General features: G+C 61.1%; 19 protein-coding genes. 15 read left to right on the plus strand and 4 right to left on the minus strand.

Features of this window, described 5'->3' with window-relative positions:
- Positions 1 to 186: 186 nt before the first annotated feature.
- The 4 genes from U5G49_RS03135 to U5G49_RS03150 all read left to right on the plus strand — a co-directional run bounded on the left by U5G49_RS03135 (position 187) and on the right by U5G49_RS03150 (position 2,966).
- Positions 187 to 1,470 carry a D-alanyl-D-alanine carboxypeptidase family protein gene (locus U5G49_RS03135; RefSeq protein ID WP_193444421.1) on the plus strand — a complete coding sequence of 428 codons (1,284 nt, stop codon included), beginning with the start codon at positions 187 to 189 and terminating at the stop codon, positions 1,468 to 1,470.
- An 83-nt stretch (positions 1,471 to 1,553) separates the two neighbouring features.
- Positions 1,554 to 1,871, plus strand: coding sequence for a nucleoside triphosphate pyrophosphohydrolase family protein (locus U5G49_RS03140; protein WP_018245086.1), 318 nt, complete (start codon positions 1,554 to 1,556; stop codon positions 1,869 to 1,871).
- A gap of 86 nt (positions 1,872 to 1,957) precedes the next feature.
- Positions 1,958 to 2,473: a hypothetical protein gene (locus U5G49_RS03145; RefSeq protein ID WP_193444422.1), complete on the plus strand. Its 516-nt coding sequence runs from the start codon at positions 1,958 to 1,960 to the stop codon at positions 2,471 to 2,473.
- A gap of 67 nt (positions 2,474 to 2,540) precedes the next feature.
- Complete coding sequence (locus tag U5G49_RS03150) at positions 2,541 to 2,966, plus strand: DUF6678 family protein (protein WP_309232538.1); 426 nt, start codon at positions 2,541 to 2,543, stop codon at positions 2,964 to 2,966.
- A 69-nt stretch (positions 2,967 to 3,035) separates the two neighbouring features.
- Here the strand turns inward: U5G49_RS03150 and U5G49_RS03155 are convergent, their stop codons facing one another.
- The 3 genes from U5G49_RS03155 to U5G49_RS03165 form a co-directional block, all read right to left on the minus strand.
- Positions 3,036 to 3,527, minus strand: a complete 492-nt coding sequence (locus U5G49_RS03155) for a GNAT family N-acetyltransferase (protein WP_065277967.1) — start codon at positions 3,525 to 3,527, stop codon at positions 3,036 to 3,038.
- A 16-nt stretch (positions 3,528 to 3,543) separates the two neighbouring features.
- The gene (gene tldD, locus U5G49_RS03160) at positions 3,544 to 4,959 is read right to left on the minus strand and encodes a metalloprotease TldD (protein ID WP_018245088.1); all 1,416 of its coding nucleotides are present in this window, start codon (positions 4,957 to 4,959) and stop codon (positions 3,544 to 3,546) included.
- A 359-nt stretch (positions 4,960 to 5,318) separates the two neighbouring features.
- Positions 5,319 to 5,987, minus strand: coding sequence for an invasion associated locus B family protein (locus U5G49_RS03165; RefSeq protein WP_018245089.1), 669 nt, complete (start codon positions 5,985 to 5,987; stop codon positions 5,319 to 5,321).
- A 316-nt stretch (positions 5,988 to 6,303) separates the two neighbouring features.
- On the opposite strand from U5G49_RS03165, the gene coxB reads away from it, so the two are divergent.
- From coxB to U5G49_RS03195, 6 genes are all read left to right on the plus strand, one after another.
- Entirely contained in the window at positions 6,304 to 7,188 is an 885-nt protein-coding gene (gene coxB / locus U5G49_RS03170) for a cytochrome c oxidase subunit II (protein ID WP_018449294.1), read from the plus strand.
- Positions 7,189 to 7,205: 17 nt separating this feature from the next.
- Positions 7,206 to 8,912 carry a cytochrome c oxidase subunit I gene (ctaD, locus tag U5G49_RS03175; RefSeq protein WP_018449293.1) on the plus strand — a complete coding sequence of 569 codons (1,707 nt, stop codon included), beginning with the start codon at positions 7,206 to 7,208 and terminating at the stop codon, positions 8,910 to 8,912.
- A 67-nt stretch (positions 8,913 to 8,979) separates the two neighbouring features.
- Positions 8,980 to 9,930 (plus strand): heme o synthase, encoded by a 951-nt coding sequence (locus tag U5G49_RS03180; RefSeq protein WP_193444431.1) that lies wholly within the window; start codon positions 8,980 to 8,982, stop codon positions 9,928 to 9,930.
- The gene (locus tag U5G49_RS03185) at positions 9,930 to 10,070 is read left to right on the plus strand and encodes a hypothetical protein (RefSeq protein WP_193444423.1); all 141 of its coding nucleotides are present in this window, start codon (positions 9,930 to 9,932) and stop codon (positions 10,068 to 10,070) included. Before U5G49_RS03180 ends, U5G49_RS03185 begins: the two co-directional genes overlap by 1 nt.
- Complete coding sequence (locus U5G49_RS03190; protein WP_018245094.1) at positions 10,067 to 10,675, plus strand: cytochrome c oxidase assembly protein; 609 nt, start codon at positions 10,067 to 10,069, stop codon at positions 10,673 to 10,675. The genes U5G49_RS03185 and U5G49_RS03190 overlap by 4 nt, the downstream gene beginning before the upstream one ends.
- Before the next feature lie 61 nt (positions 10,676 to 10,736).
- Positions 10,737 to 11,615 carry a cytochrome c oxidase subunit 3 gene (locus U5G49_RS03195; protein WP_018245095.1) on the plus strand — a complete coding sequence of 293 codons (879 nt, stop codon included), beginning with the start codon at positions 10,737 to 10,739 and terminating at the stop codon, positions 11,613 to 11,615.
- A gap of 54 nt (positions 11,616 to 11,669) precedes the next feature.
- On the opposite strand, the gene U5G49_RS03200 is transcribed toward U5G49_RS03195, so the two are convergent.
- Positions 11,670 to 12,311 carry a chloramphenicol phosphotransferase CPT family protein gene (locus tag U5G49_RS03200; protein ID WP_047622040.1) on the minus strand — a complete coding sequence of 214 codons (642 nt, stop codon included), beginning with the start codon at positions 12,309 to 12,311 and terminating at the stop codon, positions 11,670 to 11,672.
- Positions 12,312 to 12,452: 141 nt separating this feature from the next.
- Here U5G49_RS03200 and U5G49_RS03205 point away from each other — a divergent pair, with 141 nt between their 5' ends.
- From U5G49_RS03205 to rnhA, 5 genes are all read left to right on the plus strand, one after another.
- On the plus strand, positions 12,453 to 12,833 hold the full coding sequence (locus U5G49_RS03205; RefSeq protein ID WP_047622041.1) for a DUF983 domain-containing protein: 381 nt from the start codon (positions 12,453 to 12,455) through the stop codon (positions 12,831 to 12,833).
- Position 12,834: 1 nt separating this feature from the next.
- Entirely contained in the window at positions 12,835 to 13,581 is a 747-nt protein-coding gene (locus U5G49_RS03210) for an SURF1 family protein (RefSeq protein WP_210262189.1), read from the plus strand.
- A 63-nt stretch (positions 13,582 to 13,644) separates the two neighbouring features.
- Entirely contained in the window at positions 13,645 to 14,646 is a 1,002-nt protein-coding gene (gene ispH / locus U5G49_RS03215) for a 4-hydroxy-3-methylbut-2-enyl diphosphate reductase (RefSeq protein ID WP_011650764.1), read from the plus strand.
- A gap of 70 nt (positions 14,647 to 14,716) precedes the next feature.
- Positions 14,717 to 15,682, plus strand: a complete 966-nt coding sequence (locus tag U5G49_RS03220; protein ID WP_193444425.1) for a homoserine kinase — start codon at positions 14,717 to 14,719, stop codon at positions 15,680 to 15,682.
- Positions 15,679 to 16,134: a ribonuclease HI gene (rnhA, locus tag U5G49_RS03225; protein WP_003545999.1), complete on the plus strand. Its 456-nt coding sequence runs from the start codon at positions 15,679 to 15,681 to the stop codon at positions 16,132 to 16,134. The genes U5G49_RS03220 and rnhA overlap by 4 nt, the downstream gene beginning before the upstream one ends.
- Positions 16,135 to 16,138: the final 4 nt, after the last annotated feature.

A 16,138-nucleotide genomic window follows, 5' to 3' on the forward strand; every position in this document is an offset into this window, starting at 1 on the left:
TCTTTGATTTCCTGTTAACCAAGGCAATGAAAAGACTAGAAAAATGATAGGCGTTGCCTCAAAGTCGCGCCAAACTTACGGCTTCTGTCACATTACGGCACAAATGCCGGTCTGACCGGGAGCCCGCATCGAGGGCTGCGCATCAGGGGCCAGCGTATGAGGGGCCAGCGTATGAGGGGAAAGTGCATGAGAAAGCTCTTGGCGGCTGTTTTGACCGTAACGCTTGCCGTTTCGGCGCCTCTTGCGGCCCTTGCCGGCAATGCTTCGCTGATCCTCGATGCCCGCACAGGCAAGGTTCTCGCCGCCGAAAACGCCGATACGCTGAACCATCCGGCCTCGCTGACGAAGATGATGACGCTCTATCTCACCTTCGAGGCGTTGAACCGCGGCAAGATCACCTGGGACACTCCGATCAGGATTTCGAAATACGCCGCCGCACGGCCGCCGACCAAGCTTGGTGTCAAGGCGGGCGGCACGATCACCGTGCGCGAGGCGGTCTATGGCATGATCGTCAAATCGGCCAATGATGCCGCCTCCGCCATGGGCGAAAAGCTCGCGGGCTCGGAAAGCGGTTTTGCCCGGGTGATGACGGCCAAAGCCCGCCAGCTCGGCATGAGCCGCACCGTCTTCGTCAACGCATCCGGCCTGCCGGACGGCCGCCAGGTCACGACGGCGCGTGACATGTCGACACTCGCTGTCGCATTGATGAAGAATTATCCGAACGAATACCGGCTGTTTTCGACGGCAAGCTTCAATTTCCGCGGCCGGACCGTGCGTGGCCACAACAATCTCATGTACCGCTATCAGGGCATGGACGGCATCAAGACCGGTTATACCAACGTGTCCGGCTTCAACCTCGTCAGCGCCGTCAGGGACGGCAACCGCCGTGTGGTCGGCGTCGTGCTCGGCGGCCGCACTGCCCGCAGCCGCGACGACAAGATGGCTGGTTTGCTCGACCGCTATCTCGGCCGTGCCTCGTCTTCCGGCGGCGCAAAGCTGGTGGCGAGCGTCGGCGCGAAAGAAACTGTCGAAGTCGCGTCCGCCGCTGACGCGTCCGATGTTCCGGTGCCGCTCAATGCACCGCGCCCGGCCGACGATCTCGCGGCGAAGAGCCTGGCCTATGCCGATGACGCCGTCGTGCCGCTGGATCGTCCCGTCGCGATGGACGAGATCCTGAACGCCGGCAAGACGCCAAAGACAACAGCAGAGAAGGCCAATGGCGACTGGCAGATCCAGATCTCGGCCGCTCCTAGCGCCGATGCGGCGCGCGCGCTTCTCGCCCAGGCGAAGTCGGAAGCCGGCGCGCCGCTCGTTTCTGCCTCGCCCTATACCGAGGCGGTCGGGCAGGGCGCCAACAAGATCTATCGCGCCCGCTTCGTCGGCTTCGCCAGCAAGGATGCCGCCGTCTCGGCCTGCGATGCGCTGAAGCAGCGCTCCTATGACTGCATGCTGCTGCCGGATCGCGGCTGATCGCCGCCCGGCACTCTGGGCAATCCCGTTCTGGACAATTGTTGGGAATCAGCGTCTCCTCCCTAAACAAAAGGAGAACGTCCATGCTACGCCGTCTCGCCGATCAATTCGAAACCTCATCCGCGGCCTATGCCGCAGCCAATGGCATCGAGCGTGACCCCGACTGGTTTCTCTTGAAGCTGCAGGAGGAGGTGGGTGAGCTCACCCAGGCCTGGAACCGCCTGACCGGCCGTGGGCGCCGCAGGGACCGGACGCCGGAAGAACTCGACCGCGATCTCGCCGACGAAACCGCCGACTTGCTCGGCCACATCCTGCTCTTTGCCCGCCGCAACGACATCGATCTTGCCGCCGCCATCGAGCGGAAGTGGCGGTTCCAGCCGGCGCTGACGTCGAAGAGCTGATGGGTCCGAAATCTCACCACCAATCAGCTCCGGACAGGTCATAGGCGTACATCTGGAGGCGGACCCCAAACGTTGAGGTGCATCCCTTGCATTCAAAGATCGAGCATTTCTTCAACGAGAAGGCAGGCCGCCTGATACAAGATAGCGCTAGGCGTATTGGTTCGCCCGTTCCGAAAGGCCTGAGCGATTGGATAACTCAAGCCGATTTCTACAATGGCTACTTTCTCGGTCCACGGGATCCAAGGGATTCGCTAATGGAGCAAATCGTCGAAGCGGCAGATAGATTGGACGACTTCTCCGTTGAGATGACCTTAAATAAGATTCATCTGGAAGATGAGCTAAACGCCGAATCTCAACCGAACGATTGCATTCTCGTATATTTCGCCGTTTGCGACTATTTCGCTAGGTATCTTCTAGAACGGGGAGTTACGAAGCCGCTGCTGCTTTGGTATTCTACCGACGTACACGAACCCGATGTGGAGTTTCCTAGTCACACGATGAGCTTCGGCTTTCCGCGCTCAGAGAAGGATTATTACTACTTGGACGTCGAGTCATTTCGAGCCGACGCGGTTGTGGGAACACAGATATCGATCAAACCGTAAATTGTCCGACTGAGATCACTGCAACTAAAGTAGGCTTCGGGATCGAGCCCGTTGAGCTTGGCAGCAAATGCGAGGAGCTACTTTGGATCAGAAAAGACGTAAGCTCCTCACCGAGCGAGGACTCGCTTCGCATATGAACGACACGAAATGGCGGGAACTCTGTGCAGGAATAAGGGAACTTCCGTTTCCGCCTGCATATCAAGTCAAGGTGCTCGACGAGAACGAACCGAGTCCTTCCACCATCGAACGTGCTCCCCCATACTGGGGTGATTGGGCTTCAACGCCTGAGGCCGCATTGGGAGTTCACGTTGAGTGGATCAGGGTCACTCCAAGATATAAGCGCCATGTAGCACGTTTGCTCCCGCCGATTATCGAAGATTGCTCGGATCAACTGCGCTCATTGCTCAGACGGCTGCGCATCCCTTTTGTTGAAAGTGACGGCCTTTTCACGATTTATGGGCATGCTTCCGGCATCGATTTTGACACAACGTGAACGGTATCCTGCTCCAGTAACTCGTTCCCGCAGTCGCCAATTTGTCAATAGAACCTGTGACTTAAGCCTTCACCCGACCTTATAGCGGTAGAATTTGCTGTCCACCGCCATCAGCGGGAAGGAGCGGGGCAGCGCGCTCTTGGCAATCTCGGTAAAGCCGTTCTTCTCGTAGAAGCGATGCGCGGCGACGAACTTGTCGGTCGTGCCGAGGAAGATATCGGTGAGGCCGGCATCCCTGGCATGGGCAAACAGCCGATCGAGGAGCCGCGCCGCCACGCCATGCTCGCGGCCGCGAACCGTGGCGGCGACGAACATCTTGCGCAGCGCCGCCTGGTTGTTGCCGATATCCTTGAGCCCGACCGTGCCGACGATGGCCCCATCCTTGACGGCGACCCAGAACTGCCCCTTGCCGGACTGATAGAAATCCGGGATGACCCTGAGATCCGGCTGTGCATCCACGGTGATATCGATGCCGAATTCTTCGCGCTGGATCGGCAGGATCACCGAAAGCACGGCATCGGCGTCATCGGCGGTGAAGGTTCTGATTTCGACGTCCGCCATGACGGGTCCTTTCGCCTCAGGTCTGCGTGCCGCCGACCGTCACCTGATCCATGCGCAGATGCGGCTGGCCGACACCGACGGGAACCCATTGGCCGGCCTTGCCGCAATTGCCGATGCCGGTATCGAGCTTCATGTCATTGCCGATCATCGACACCCGCTTCATCGCATCCGGACCGTTGCCGATCAGCATCGCGCCCTTGATCGGCGCGCCGACCTTGCCGTTCTCGATCAGATAGGCCTCGGTGCAGCCGAAGACGAACTTGCCGGAGGTGATATCCACCTGGCCGCCGCCGAAGGAGACGGCATAGATGCCCTTCTTCACCGAGGCGATGATTTCTTCAGGTGTCTTATCGCCGCCGAGCATATAGGTGTTGGTCATGCGCGGCATCGGCACATGGGAATAGCCCTGGCGGCGGCCGTTGCCGGTGGGCGCCATGCCCATCAGCCGGGCATTCTGCCGATCCTGCATATAGCCGACGAGCTTGCCGTTTTCGATCAGCACGTTATAGGCGGACGGCGTGCCCTCGTCGTCGATGGTGATCGAGCCGCGGCGATTGTCGATCGTGCCGTCATCGACGACGGTGACGCCGGGAGCGGCGACCATCTGGCCGAGAAGGCCGGCAAAGGCCGACGTCTTCTTGCGGTTGAAATCGCCTTCCAGCCCGTGACCAACAGCCTCGTGCAGCATCACGCCCGGCCAGCCGGAGCCGAGCACCACGTCCATCGTGCCCGCCGGCGCATCGATCGCCTCGAGATTGACGAGCGCCTGGCGCAGCGCCTCGTCGGCGCCGTATTGCCAGCTGCCTTCGGCAATGAAATCGCCGAAGCCGATGCGCCCACCGCTGCCATAGGAGCCGCTCTCCTGCCGATCGCCTTCGCCGACCATGACCGAGATGTTGATGCGCGTCATCGGCCTGATGTCGCGAACACGGTGTCCGTCGGCGCGCAGGATATCGACGACCTGCCAGCTTGCGGCGACGGAGGCCGTCACCTGCCGCACCTTGTCATCCTTGCCCCGGAGATAGGCGTCGATGTCCTGCAGGACCTTGACCTTCTCCTCGAAGCTCGGCTGCCCGATCGGGTTCTCGTCGCTGTAGAATTTCTTGTTGGTGCCTTGCGGCGCTGCCGCATAGGAGCCGGAATAGCCGCGCGTCACCGCGCCGACGGCATCGGCCGCCCGCTTCAACGCCGCCACCGAGAGATCGCCGGCATGGGCATAGCCGACCGCTTCGCCGGCAACGGCGCGCAGGCCGAAACCCTGTTCGGTGTTGAAGCTGCCGCCCTTCAGCCGGCCATTGTCGAAGGTCAGCGCTTCCGCCTGCGCATGCTCGATGAACAGTTCGCCATCATCGGCGCCGGACAGAGCCTCGGCCACGTGCTTGCGCATCGTGGCTTCATCGGCATCGAAAAGCGTCAGGAGATCGGTGGTCATGGTATGGCTCCAAGCATGCGTTCAGGAGTGCACTGACTCCCTAGATAGGGCTCCACATAATAAGGAGTGAAGCCCCGCCGTCGAATTATTCTTTTTTAAAGGGATGGGAGCGTTTCCATCCCTTTGCGCTGCGTGGCGACGCAGCTCTTTTACATAGTCAGCTTGGGACCCGATTTGATTGAGATGGCGAGCAAACAATTGCCCCTCACCCTAACCCTCTCCCCGTAAAAACGGGGCAAGGGGCGTGCCCTGCAAGAGGTGGGCGGGGGACGGAGAGGTCGGGGCAAATCCCCTTCGCCCCGTTTACGGGGAGAAGGTGGCGGCAGCCGGATGAGGGGCGGACCCACGGCAGACCGCCATCACGGCAGGGCGTCGAAACCTTCGGCGAAGCCCTTGAGGTCGACGGGGATGCCGATGCCTTCTTCCGGCGTCTGGAAGACGATGAAGGTTGCCTGGGCGCCGCTGCGGAAGGTCTTGAGCAACTCGTCCTCGAGCACGACCTCGGCGTAGCAGCCATCGGCAAAGCAGCGGACGAAATAGGCGCGGCCGATATCCTTGCCGTCGACATTGAGCCCGAGGCCGTTCGGCAGCAGCACGCCGAGCGGCGCCAGCACGCGCAGGATCTTCGACTTGCGGTCGGCCGTCTTCAAGACGACGACGGAAAGCCCGACCTCAGGCCGATCCTCGGCGATGACGTTCTGCATCAGCGCGCATTGTTCGGTCGCAGCCCCGGCCGGCTTGTCGCAGACGACAGACCATGCGCCATGATTGGACTTTACCGTGCCCGGCGCCGGCGGCTGCGTCTGGCCGGGCGTCACCTGTTCGACATTCGGTTTGGCGGCGCTCGGCTGCTGCGGCGCCGGAGCAGGGGTCGGCGCCGGCGCGGCAGCGGGGGGCTTGGCCTGTGACGGCGTGGGTTGCTGCTGTGCGAAAACGGGCGTCGTCGCTGCGGCCGCGATGCTGGCAGTCAGGAGAAGCGACTGCGCGAGGGAACGGAAACCCATGGAAACCTCTGGATATCGAATCATTGCGGCTATTGTTGAAGCTGCCCACCAAAAATGAAAAGCCCCACCCCGTGAAAACCGGGGGACTGCGGCGGAAATTGGACCTTTGCGAAATAATGTGTCGCGCTCGGATTGGCCGGAAAGCCGATTTTTCATATGCTGATGAAAAACTTGGGATGTTTTGCCGTTCTGACCTGCCTATGCTTTGAGCAAAAATGCCGCATAGACAATTGCTCTGACCTGTTGCGGCAAATGCCAAACTGTGGTTTGAAGCGCTGAAGATGGCAAGGATTCTGCGTTCTATTTTGCAGGTCAAGCGCTCGAGGGAGATAATAAGGTGATGAAGAAGGCTTATGCAGCCCTGACCACGCTGGTCTGTCTGCTTTTTGCTTCCGGCACATATGCCGACCAGCCCATGCCGTGGCAGGCAACGCTGCAGCCGGCGGCAACGCCGATCATGCGGGAAATCCATTGGTTCGAACAATATACCCTGTGGTTTATCGTTCCGATCACGCTTTTCGTTCTGGTCCTGCTCATCGTCGTCTGTTTCAAGTTCCGCGCCAGCGCGAACCCGGTTCCCTCGAAGACGAGCCACAACACGCTGATCGAGATTGCCTGGACCGTGGGGCCGGTCCTGGTGCTTCTTCTTCTCGCCATTCCTTCGTTCAACCTGCTGACGGCGCAGCTGACGCTGCCTGAAAACCCCGACGTCACGATCAAGGCGACCGCCACCCAGTGGCAGTGGAACTACGAATATGAAGGTTCGGGCGAAAGCCCGCTGGCTTTCGATTCCTACCTCCTGAAGGATCAGGACCGCGCAGCCGCCGGCAAGGAAGACAAGTCGATCTATCCCAGACTTCTCGCCGTCGATAACGAGCTGGTCCTGCCAGTCAACAAGACGGTCCGCGTTCTCGTGACCTCTGCGCCGACCGACGTCATCCACGCCTTCGCCATGCCTTCCTTCGGCGTCAAGATCGATGCCGTGCCGGGCCGCCTGAACGAGACCTGGTTCAGGGCCGAGCGCGAAGGCCTGTTCTACGGCCAGTGTTCCGAGCTCTGCGGCAAGGACCATGCGTTCATGCCGATCGCCATCCGCGTCGTCTCCGAGGACAAGTATAAGCAGTGGCTGACCGCAGCCGCCAGCGACCTGCCCGGCGCCTACAAGACACTCATGGCTGCAACCGATGGTCCCGCAAAGACCGTCAACGTCGCCGAAGCACAGTAATTAAGGGGATCGGGACAATGGCTGGACCTTCCGCTCACGACGATCATTCTCATGACCACGCCCATCATGACCACGCGCATGATGATCACGATCACCACGATCACGGGCACAAGCCGAGCTTTGCCAATCGCTGGCTGTTCTCGACCAACCACAAGGACATCGGCACGCTCTACCTGATCTTCGCGATCATTGCCGGCATCATCGGCGGCGCGCTGTCGGTTGCCATGCGCATGGAGCTGCAGGAGCCGGGCATCCAGATCTTCCACGGCCTGGCCTCGATGGTCTACGGCTATGAGGGCGATGCCGCAATCGACGGCGCCAAGCAGATGTTCAACATGTTCACGACAGCGCACGCGTTGATCATGATCTTCTTCATGGTCATGCCCGCGATGATCGGCGGTTTCGCCAACTGGATGGTGCCGATCATGATCGGCGCGCCGGATATGGCTTTCCCGCGTCTGAACAACATCTCCTTCTGGCTGATCGTTCCGGCCTTCGCGCTGCTGCTGCTGTCGATGTTCGTCGAAGGCCCGGCAGGCGCCTATGGCACGGGCGGCGGCTGGACGATGTATCCGCCGCTGGCAACGAGCGGCACGCCGGGACCGGCGGTCGATCTTGCGATCTTCGCGCTCCACATTGCCGGCGCCTCGTCGATCCTCGGTGCGATCAACTTCATCACCACGATCCTCAACATGCGCGCTCCCGGCATGACGCTGCACAAGATGCCGCTGTTTGCCTGGTCCGTGCTGATCACCGCCTTCCTGCTGCTGCTGTCGCTGCCGGTTCTGGCAGGCGGCATCACCATGCTGCTCACCGACCGCAACTTCGGCACCTCCTTCTTCTCTCCGGAAGGCGGCGGCGACCCGATCCTTTACCAGCACCTGTTCTGGTTCTTCGGTCACCCTGAGGTCTACATCCTCATCCTGCCGGGCTTCGGCATGGTCAGCCACATCATCTCGACCTTCTCGAAGAAGCCGATCTTCGGCTATCTCGGCATGGCCTACGCCATGGTCGCGATCGGCGCCGTCGGCTTCGTCGTCTGGGCCCACCACATGTACACGGTCGGCCTGTCGCTCGACGCGCAGCGCTACTTCGTCTTCGCGACGATGGTCATCGCCGTTCCGACGGGCGTGAAGATCTTCTCCTGGATTGCGACGATGTGGGGCGGCTCGATCTCGTTCCGCACGCCGATGCTCTGGGCGATCGGCTTCATCTTCCTGTTCACGGTCGGCGGCGTCACCGGCGTCCAGCTTGCCAATGCCGGTCTCGACCGCTCGCTGCATGACACCTATTACGTCGTGGCCCACTTCCACTACGTTCTGTCGCTCGGCGCCGTCTTCGCGATCTTCGCCGGCTGGTACTACTGGTTCCCGAAGATGACCGGCTACATGTACAACGAGCTGGTCGGCAAGCTGCATTTCTGGATCATGTTCATCGGCGTCAACCTGGTGTTCTTCCCGCAGCACTTCCTCGGCCTCGCCGGCATGCCGCGCCGCTACATCGATTATCCGGATGCCTTTGCCGGCTGGAACTATGTTTCCTCGATCGGCTCCTACATCTCGGCCTTCGGTGTGCTGATCTTCCTCTATGGCGTCTTCGAAGCCTTCGCCAAGAAGCGCGTCGCCGGCGACAATCCGTGGGGTGAGGGTGCAACGACGCTCGAATGGCAGCTGCCTTCGCCGCCGCCCTATCACCAGTGGGAACAGCTTCCGCGCATCAAGTAATTTGCGCGGACATCAGGACGCCGCGTTCGATACGGCGTCCTGATGGTAAGACATTCAGGACGGAATGATGACGGTCATCGACAATCACGAGGTGCTTGCAAAGGACGGCGAATTGTCGGAAGCGAGTGCGCGCGATTATTTCGAATTGTTGAAGCCACGGGTGATGTCGCTCGTGGTCTTCACTGCCTTTGCCGGTCTCGTGCTGGCGCCGGGCCACATCCATCCTGTCCTCGGCCTGATCGCCATTCTCTGTATCGCCGTCGGTGCCGGCGCCTCCGGCGCGCTGAACATGTGGTATGACGCCGATATCGATGCGATCATGAGCCGCACCGCCAACCGTCCGATCCCGGCCGGCCGCATCGCACCCTCCGAGGCTCTCGCCTTCGGCCTGGTGCTGTCAGGCTTCTCGGTGGTGATCCTCGGCCTGGCCGTCAACTGGCTCTCGGCCGGCATCCTCGCTTTCACCATCTTCTTCTATGCCGTCGTCTACACCATGTGGCTGAAGCGCTCGACGCCGCAGAACATCGTCATCGGCGGTGCTGCCGGCGCCTTCCCGCCGATGATCGGCTGGGCTTGCGTGACCAACAGCGTGACGATCGAGAGCACGGTTCTCTTCCTCATCATCTTCCTGTGGACGCCGGCGCATTTCTGGGCGCTTGCCCTGTTCAAGATGCGCGACTACGAGGCCGTCGGCGTGCCGATGCTGCCGAACGTCGCCGGCGAACGGGTGACCAAGCATCAGATCGTCGCCTATGCGGTGCTGACCGCCGTCTGCGCGGTGTTGCCGTCCTTCCTCGGTTTCGCGAGCCTCGGTTATGGCCTCGTCGCCGCCGCCCTCGGCGCGATCTTCATATACTGTTCCATCGCCGTCTGGCGCATGCCCGACGGCGATCTGAAAATGATCCCGGCGAAGAAGCTCTTCGGCTTCTCGATCTTCTATCTCTTCGCCGTGTTCTCCGCCTTGATGATCGACCGGCTGGTCTCGCTGCTGGTCTCGCATGCGGGAGGTTGGTTCTGATGGAATTGATCAAGCTCACGGCAGCGCAGCGCAAGTCGCGCCGCAACCGCAACGTCGCCCTCGGGCTGGTGCTCGCCGGCCTCGTTATTCTCTTCTACGCGATCACCATCGTGAAGATCGGCGGGGGAATGGCTGGATGAGCGAAAACGCCGGTACACCGAAGAAGCAGGGCCGCAATAACGGCGCCGTCGTGATGATGTGTCTGAGCTTCGTCTTCGGCATGGGCGCGATGAGCTATGCCGCCGTGCCGCTCTATCGCATCTTCTGCCAGGTGACCGGCTATAACGGCACGACGCAGCGCGTCGACCAGGTGTCGAGCGTCGTGCTTGATCGCACGATGCGCGTCACTTTCGACGCCAATGTCGCGCCCGGCCTGCAATGGGAATTCAAGCCCGTCGAGCGCGAGGTCAATCCGAAGATCGGCGAGACGATCCAGGTCAATTTCACCGCCGAGAATCGTTCGAACGAAACCCAGCGCGGCCAGGCGGTTTTCAACGTTACGCCGGGCGAAGCGGGTGTCTATTTCAACAAGGTGCAATGTTTCTGCTTTACGGAAACGGACCTGAAGCCGGGCGAGAAGCTCGACATGCCTGTCGTGTTCTACATCGATCCGGAAATCGTCAAGGCCGTGGAATCCAAGGATATCCACACGGTCACGCTGTCATATACGTTCTACCCGAAAGAGGGTCCGAAACCGGTGGCTTCGAATGAGGGTGGAGCGGAGAAGATTGAAAAGAAACTTTGATCAAGGCTCGTTTCCGGCTATGCCGGGAACGGAGTGAAGGAAGACATCCGGGGATAGCTACATGGCCGATGCTCACCAGAAGAATCACGACTATCACATCATCGATCCGAGCCCGTGGCCGATTCTCGCCTCGCTCGGCGCCTTCATCATGGCGATCGGCGGCGTCTGCTACATGCGCTACCTGAACGGCGGCTCCTTCAAGGTCGCCGGCGCGGAACTCGCCAATCCCTGGCTCTTCTACATCGGCTTCGCGCTGGTGCTCTACGTCATGTACGGCTGGTGGGCCGATACGGTGAAGGAAGCCCATGAGGGTTCCCATACCCGCGTCGTCTCGCTGCACCTGCGCTACGGCATGATCATGTTCATCGCTTCGGAAGTGATGTTCTTCGTCGCCTGGTTCTGGGCCTATTTCGACGCCAGCCTCTATCCGAACGAAGCGATCCAGGCCTCGCGCTTGCTCTATACCGGCGGCACCTGGCCGCCGAAGGGCATCGAGGTCCTCGATCCGTGGCATCTGCCGATCTACAACACCGTCATCCTGCTCCTGTCGGGCACGACGGTCACCTGGGCGCACCATGCGCTGCTGCACAACGACCGCAAGGGCCTGATCCAGGGCCTGACGCTGACGGTGCTGCTCGGTGTGCTGTTCTCCAGCGTCCAGGCCTATGAATATGCCCACGCGCCCTTCGCCTTCAAGAATTCGATCTACGGCGCGACCTTCTTCATGGCGACCGGCTTCCACGGTTTCCACGTCCTCGTCGGCACGATCTTCCTGGGTGTCTGCCTGATCCGTGCGCTGCGCGGCGACTTCACCCCGAAGCAGCATTTCGGCTTCGAGGCGGCAGCCTGGTACTGGCATTTCGTCGACGTCGTCTGGTTGTTCCTGTTCTTCTGCATCTACGTCTGGGGCGGCTGGGGCGCACCCCTCGCAGCCGGCTGACCGGGACGGACAAAAATCAAAAAGGCGGGTGCCATTGGCCCCGCCTTTTTTGTTTCAACGCAAACCGGCCAGCCTTTCGAAGGCCGATGGCTCGGGAATGCCGAGATCAAGCTGGTGGCGGATCGCCTCGGCACATTCGAGCGCCGTAAGCACCGACGTATCGACCTCCATGTCATAGATACCGGGACGATGAACCTCGTCCTGCCAGCGCTGCACCGGCTCGGGAACCGGTGTCTCCTCGTTGCCGCGCAGGTAGAGGGTCTCGCGCCCTTCCTGTACGACCTCCCGCCGTTGCATGATCGTCTCGATCGGACAGCGCACGCCGACGAACAGCACGGAAAAGTCTTGCAGCCGCCGGGCGCAGTCGCCGAGAATGCCGAGCGGCTGCGAATAGCTATCGTGATGACCGAGATCGGCGACGACATTGAGTCCTAATCCGGCATGGATGGCGATCGATTCATAAAGCGCCGCATAGAGGAACGGCACCAGTTCCTCCAACTCCGGCCGCTCGCCGCCGGGCCTGAGCCCAAGACCGGGCAGGTAGCGCTTCGGTGTCATGGCATTGTAGGTGTCGACGCCGAGGTTGATCCAAGGTCCCTCGAATCCTTCCTGAATTGCGCGCGCAATGCTGGATTTGCCGCTTCGCGGCGCGCCGTTCAGGATAATGATCTGTCCGGTATGGCTATCGTTGCTCATCAGTCTTCTTCTTTTGTTTGGCGCGAATCGCTGAGGCGAAACCGCGCAGGCCTTTCCATTCGGGATGCGAATACTTTATGGGAGAGTTAAGGCAGCATTGAAGAAGCCGCGACCGCGAATGCATCTGCGGGAAGGAATGCCATGAACGAGGACAGCGCCCATTTTCCCCCCGTCGATCCGGTGAAGACCGGCATCAAAGGCTGCTGCCCGCGCTGCGGTCAGGGACAGCTGTTCGATGGCCTGCTCGGCTTAAAGCCGCGCTGCGCTTCTTGCGGCCTCGATTATTCCTTTGCCGATTCCGGTGACGGCCCCGCCGTCTTCGTCATCCTCATCGTCGGCTTCATCATCATCGGGATGGTGTTGTGGCTGCAGGTGAATTACGGGCCGCCGATCTGGGTGCACATCCTGCTCTTTGCTCCGTTGACGATCGTCCTGTCGCTGCTGACGCTGCGCTGGTTCAAGGGCATCCTGATCGCCATGCAATACCGTCATAATGCCCGCGAAGGACGCCTGAGTGACTGAAATGGTGCATGTAACGCCGCGCCGCCGGCTGCCTGTCTTGACCGGTATCCTGGTGCTGATCGCCCTTGCCATCCTGATTTCGCTCGGCACCTGGCAGGTGGAGCGTCTCCACTGGAAGGAAGGCCTGCTCGCCGATATCGCTGCGCGGCAAGTTGCAGCCCCCGTGCCGCTTGCCGACATCGAGGCGATGGCAGCTGCAGGCGGCGACATCGAATACCGCAAGGTCACCGCCACCGGCCGCTATATCAACAACAAGGAGCGGCACTTCTTCGCCACCTGGCGCGGCCAGACCGGCTATTACATCTATACCCCGCTGGAGCTTGCCGACGGGCGCATTCTCCTCGTCAATCGCGGCTTCGTTCCCTTTGACAACAAGGAGCCGGAAATGCGCATGCAGGGCCAACTGACGGATCAGCAGACCGTCACCGGCCTGGCGCGCGAAAAGCTTCCCGGCAAGCCCTCCTGGGTGGTGCCCGACAACGACGTCGCCAAGAACATCTTCTACTGGAAGGATCTCGACGTCATGGCCTCCAGCGTCGGGCTGGAGAAAGCTGATGTCATTCCCTTTTTCGTCGATGCCGATTCCACCCCCAATCCGGCCGGCCTGCCGATCGGCGGCGTCACCCAGGTGGATCTGCCGAACGACCATCTGCAATATGCTTTCACCTGGTACGGGCTGGCCGCCGTGCTTATCGTCGTCGTGGCGATCTCCTGGTTCCGCAAGGGCGCCAAGACACCTCAGCAATAGTATCACTTCAATTCTCGACCATATTGGGCTAGAGGTCCCTAAATCTCTCAACCCGGAACTGACATGAATATTGCGGCGAAACCTCCTTTGACGATCAGGCTCTGCGGTCCGCGCGGCTTCTGCGCCGGCGTCGACCGCGCCATCCAGATCGTCGTGCTGGCGCTGAAATCCTATGGCGCGCCGGTCTATGTGCGCCACGAGATCGTCCACAATCGTTATGTCGTCGAGGGGCTGGAGGCCAAGGGCGCCGTCTTCGTCGAGGAGTTGGACGAAATCCCGGCCGAACACCGCGCCCAGCCAGTGGTCTTCTCCGCCCATGGCGTGCCGAAATCCGTGCCGGAGGATGCGGCAAGCCGTAACCTCTTCTATCTCGACGCCACCTGCCCGCTGGTCTCCAAGGTCCACAAGCAGGCGATGCGCCACAATCGCCTCGGCCGCCATGTCGTCCTTATCGGCCATGCCGGCCATCCCGAGGTGATCGGCACGATGGGGCAACTGCCGGAGGGTTCGGTTTCTCTGATCGAGACGATCGAGGATGCCGATGCCTACGTCCCTGTTGATCCCGATAATCTCGGCTATGTCACCCAGACGACGCTGTCGGTCGACGATACGGCCGGCGTCATCACCCGCCTGCACGAGCGCTTCCCGAACCTGACGGCGCCGGCCGCGGACTCGATCTGTTATGCGACGACCAACCGCCAGGAAGTGGTGAAGCAGGCAGCCCCGGGCTGCGATCTTTTCATCATCGTCGGCGCGCCGAATTCGTCCAATTCCAAGCGCCTCGTCGAAGTGGCGCTCAGGGCAGGGGCGAAGAAATCGATCCTCGTGCAGCGCGCCGCCGAGCTCGACTGGGACGAGATCGGCGCGATTTCGACGCTCGGCCTTTCCGCCGGCGCTTCCGCCCCCGAGGTCATCGTCAACGAGATCATCGAGGCTTTCCGTGCCCGCTTCGACGCCCGCGTCGAACTGGCCGAAACGGTGCAGGAAACCGAAAACTTCCTCGTCAACCGCGAACTGCGCAATATCGAGCTGACGGCGGCCGACATGGCTTTCGTCAACGGCTAGATCGGCCTTTCGGCCTAGCGTCCACTCCGGCAAATCCAATATCAACAAGGCATGAAGGGCGAGACCTCACTTGGCAGTCTATACCGATATCGCCGAAGACGATCTGAAGTGGTTCCTGACGGAATATGACGCAGGCACGCTGCTCTCCTACAAGGGGATCGCCGAAGGCGTCGAAAACTCCAACTTCCTGCTTCACACCTCCAAGGATCCGCTGATTCTGACGCTCTATGAAAAGCGCGTGGAAAAGAGCGATCTGCCTTTCTTCCTCGGCCTGATGCAGCATCTCGCCGCCCGCGGTCTGTCCTGCCCGCTGCCGCTTCCGCGCCGGGATGGCGCGCTGCTCGGCTCACTCTCCGGCCGCCCGGCAGCACTGATCTCCTTCCTCGAAGGCATGTGGCTGAGAAAGCCGGAGGCCAGGCACTGCCGCGAAGTCGGCAGGGCGCTGGCCGAGATGCATGTGGCCGGTGATGGTTTTGAGCTGAAGCGGGCGAATGCGCTGTCGATCGACGGCTGGCGGGGCCTGTGGGAAAAATCCGAAGCGCGCGCCGGCGAGGTCGAGCCCGGCCTGCAGACCGAGATCCGCAGCGAACTCGACTTCCTCTCCACTGCCTGGCCGAGCGGCCTGCCGGCCGGCGTCATCCACGCCGACCTCTTCCCCGACAACGTCTTCTTCCTCGGCGACCAGCTCTCCGGCCTGATCGATTTCTATTTCGCCTGCAACGACCTGCTCGCCTATGACGTCTCGATCTGCCTGAATGCCTGGTGCTTCGAGAAGGACGGCGCCTACAACATCACCAAGGGCACGGCAATGCTCGAGGGTTACCAGAGCGTCCGGCCGTTGAGCGATGCCGAAATCTCAGCCCTGCCGGTGCTGTCGCGTGGGTCCTCGCTGCGTTTCTTCCTGACCCGGCTCTATGACTGGCTGACGACGCCGGAAGGCGCCATGGTCACCAAGAAGGACCCGCTCGAATATCTCCGCAAGCTGCGGTTCCACCGCCAGATCAAATCGCCCGCCGAATACGGATTGAGCCTATGAAACACGTCGATATCTTCACCGACGGCGCATGCTCCGGCAATCCCGGCCCTGGCGGCTGGGGCGCGGTACTGCGTTATGGCGATGTCGAAAAGGAGCTTTGCGGCGGCGAGGCGGATACGACCAACAATCGCATGGAACTGCTGGCGGCGATCTCGGCGTTATCGGCCTTGAAGAGCCCTTGCGAGGTCGATCTCTATACCGACAGCGCCTATGTCAAGGACGGCATCTCCAAGTGGATATTCGGCTGGAAGAAAAACGGCTGGAAGACCGCAGACAAGAAGCCGGTGAAGAACGCCGAGCTCTGGCAGGCGCTGGAGGCGGCCCGTGACCGCCACAAGGTGACGCTGCACTGGGTCAAGGGCCACGCCGGCCACCCGGAAAACGAACGCGCCGACGAACTCGCCCGCCGGGGCATGGAGCCGTTCAAGAAGGGCAAGGCGGTTTCGTTTTAAAGAA

It is taken from the genome of Rhizobium indigoferae, from assembly GCF_034554815.1.
GTDB classification, from domain to species: Bacteria; Pseudomonadota; Alphaproteobacteria; order Rhizobiales; family Rhizobiaceae; genus Rhizobium; species Rhizobium leguminosarum.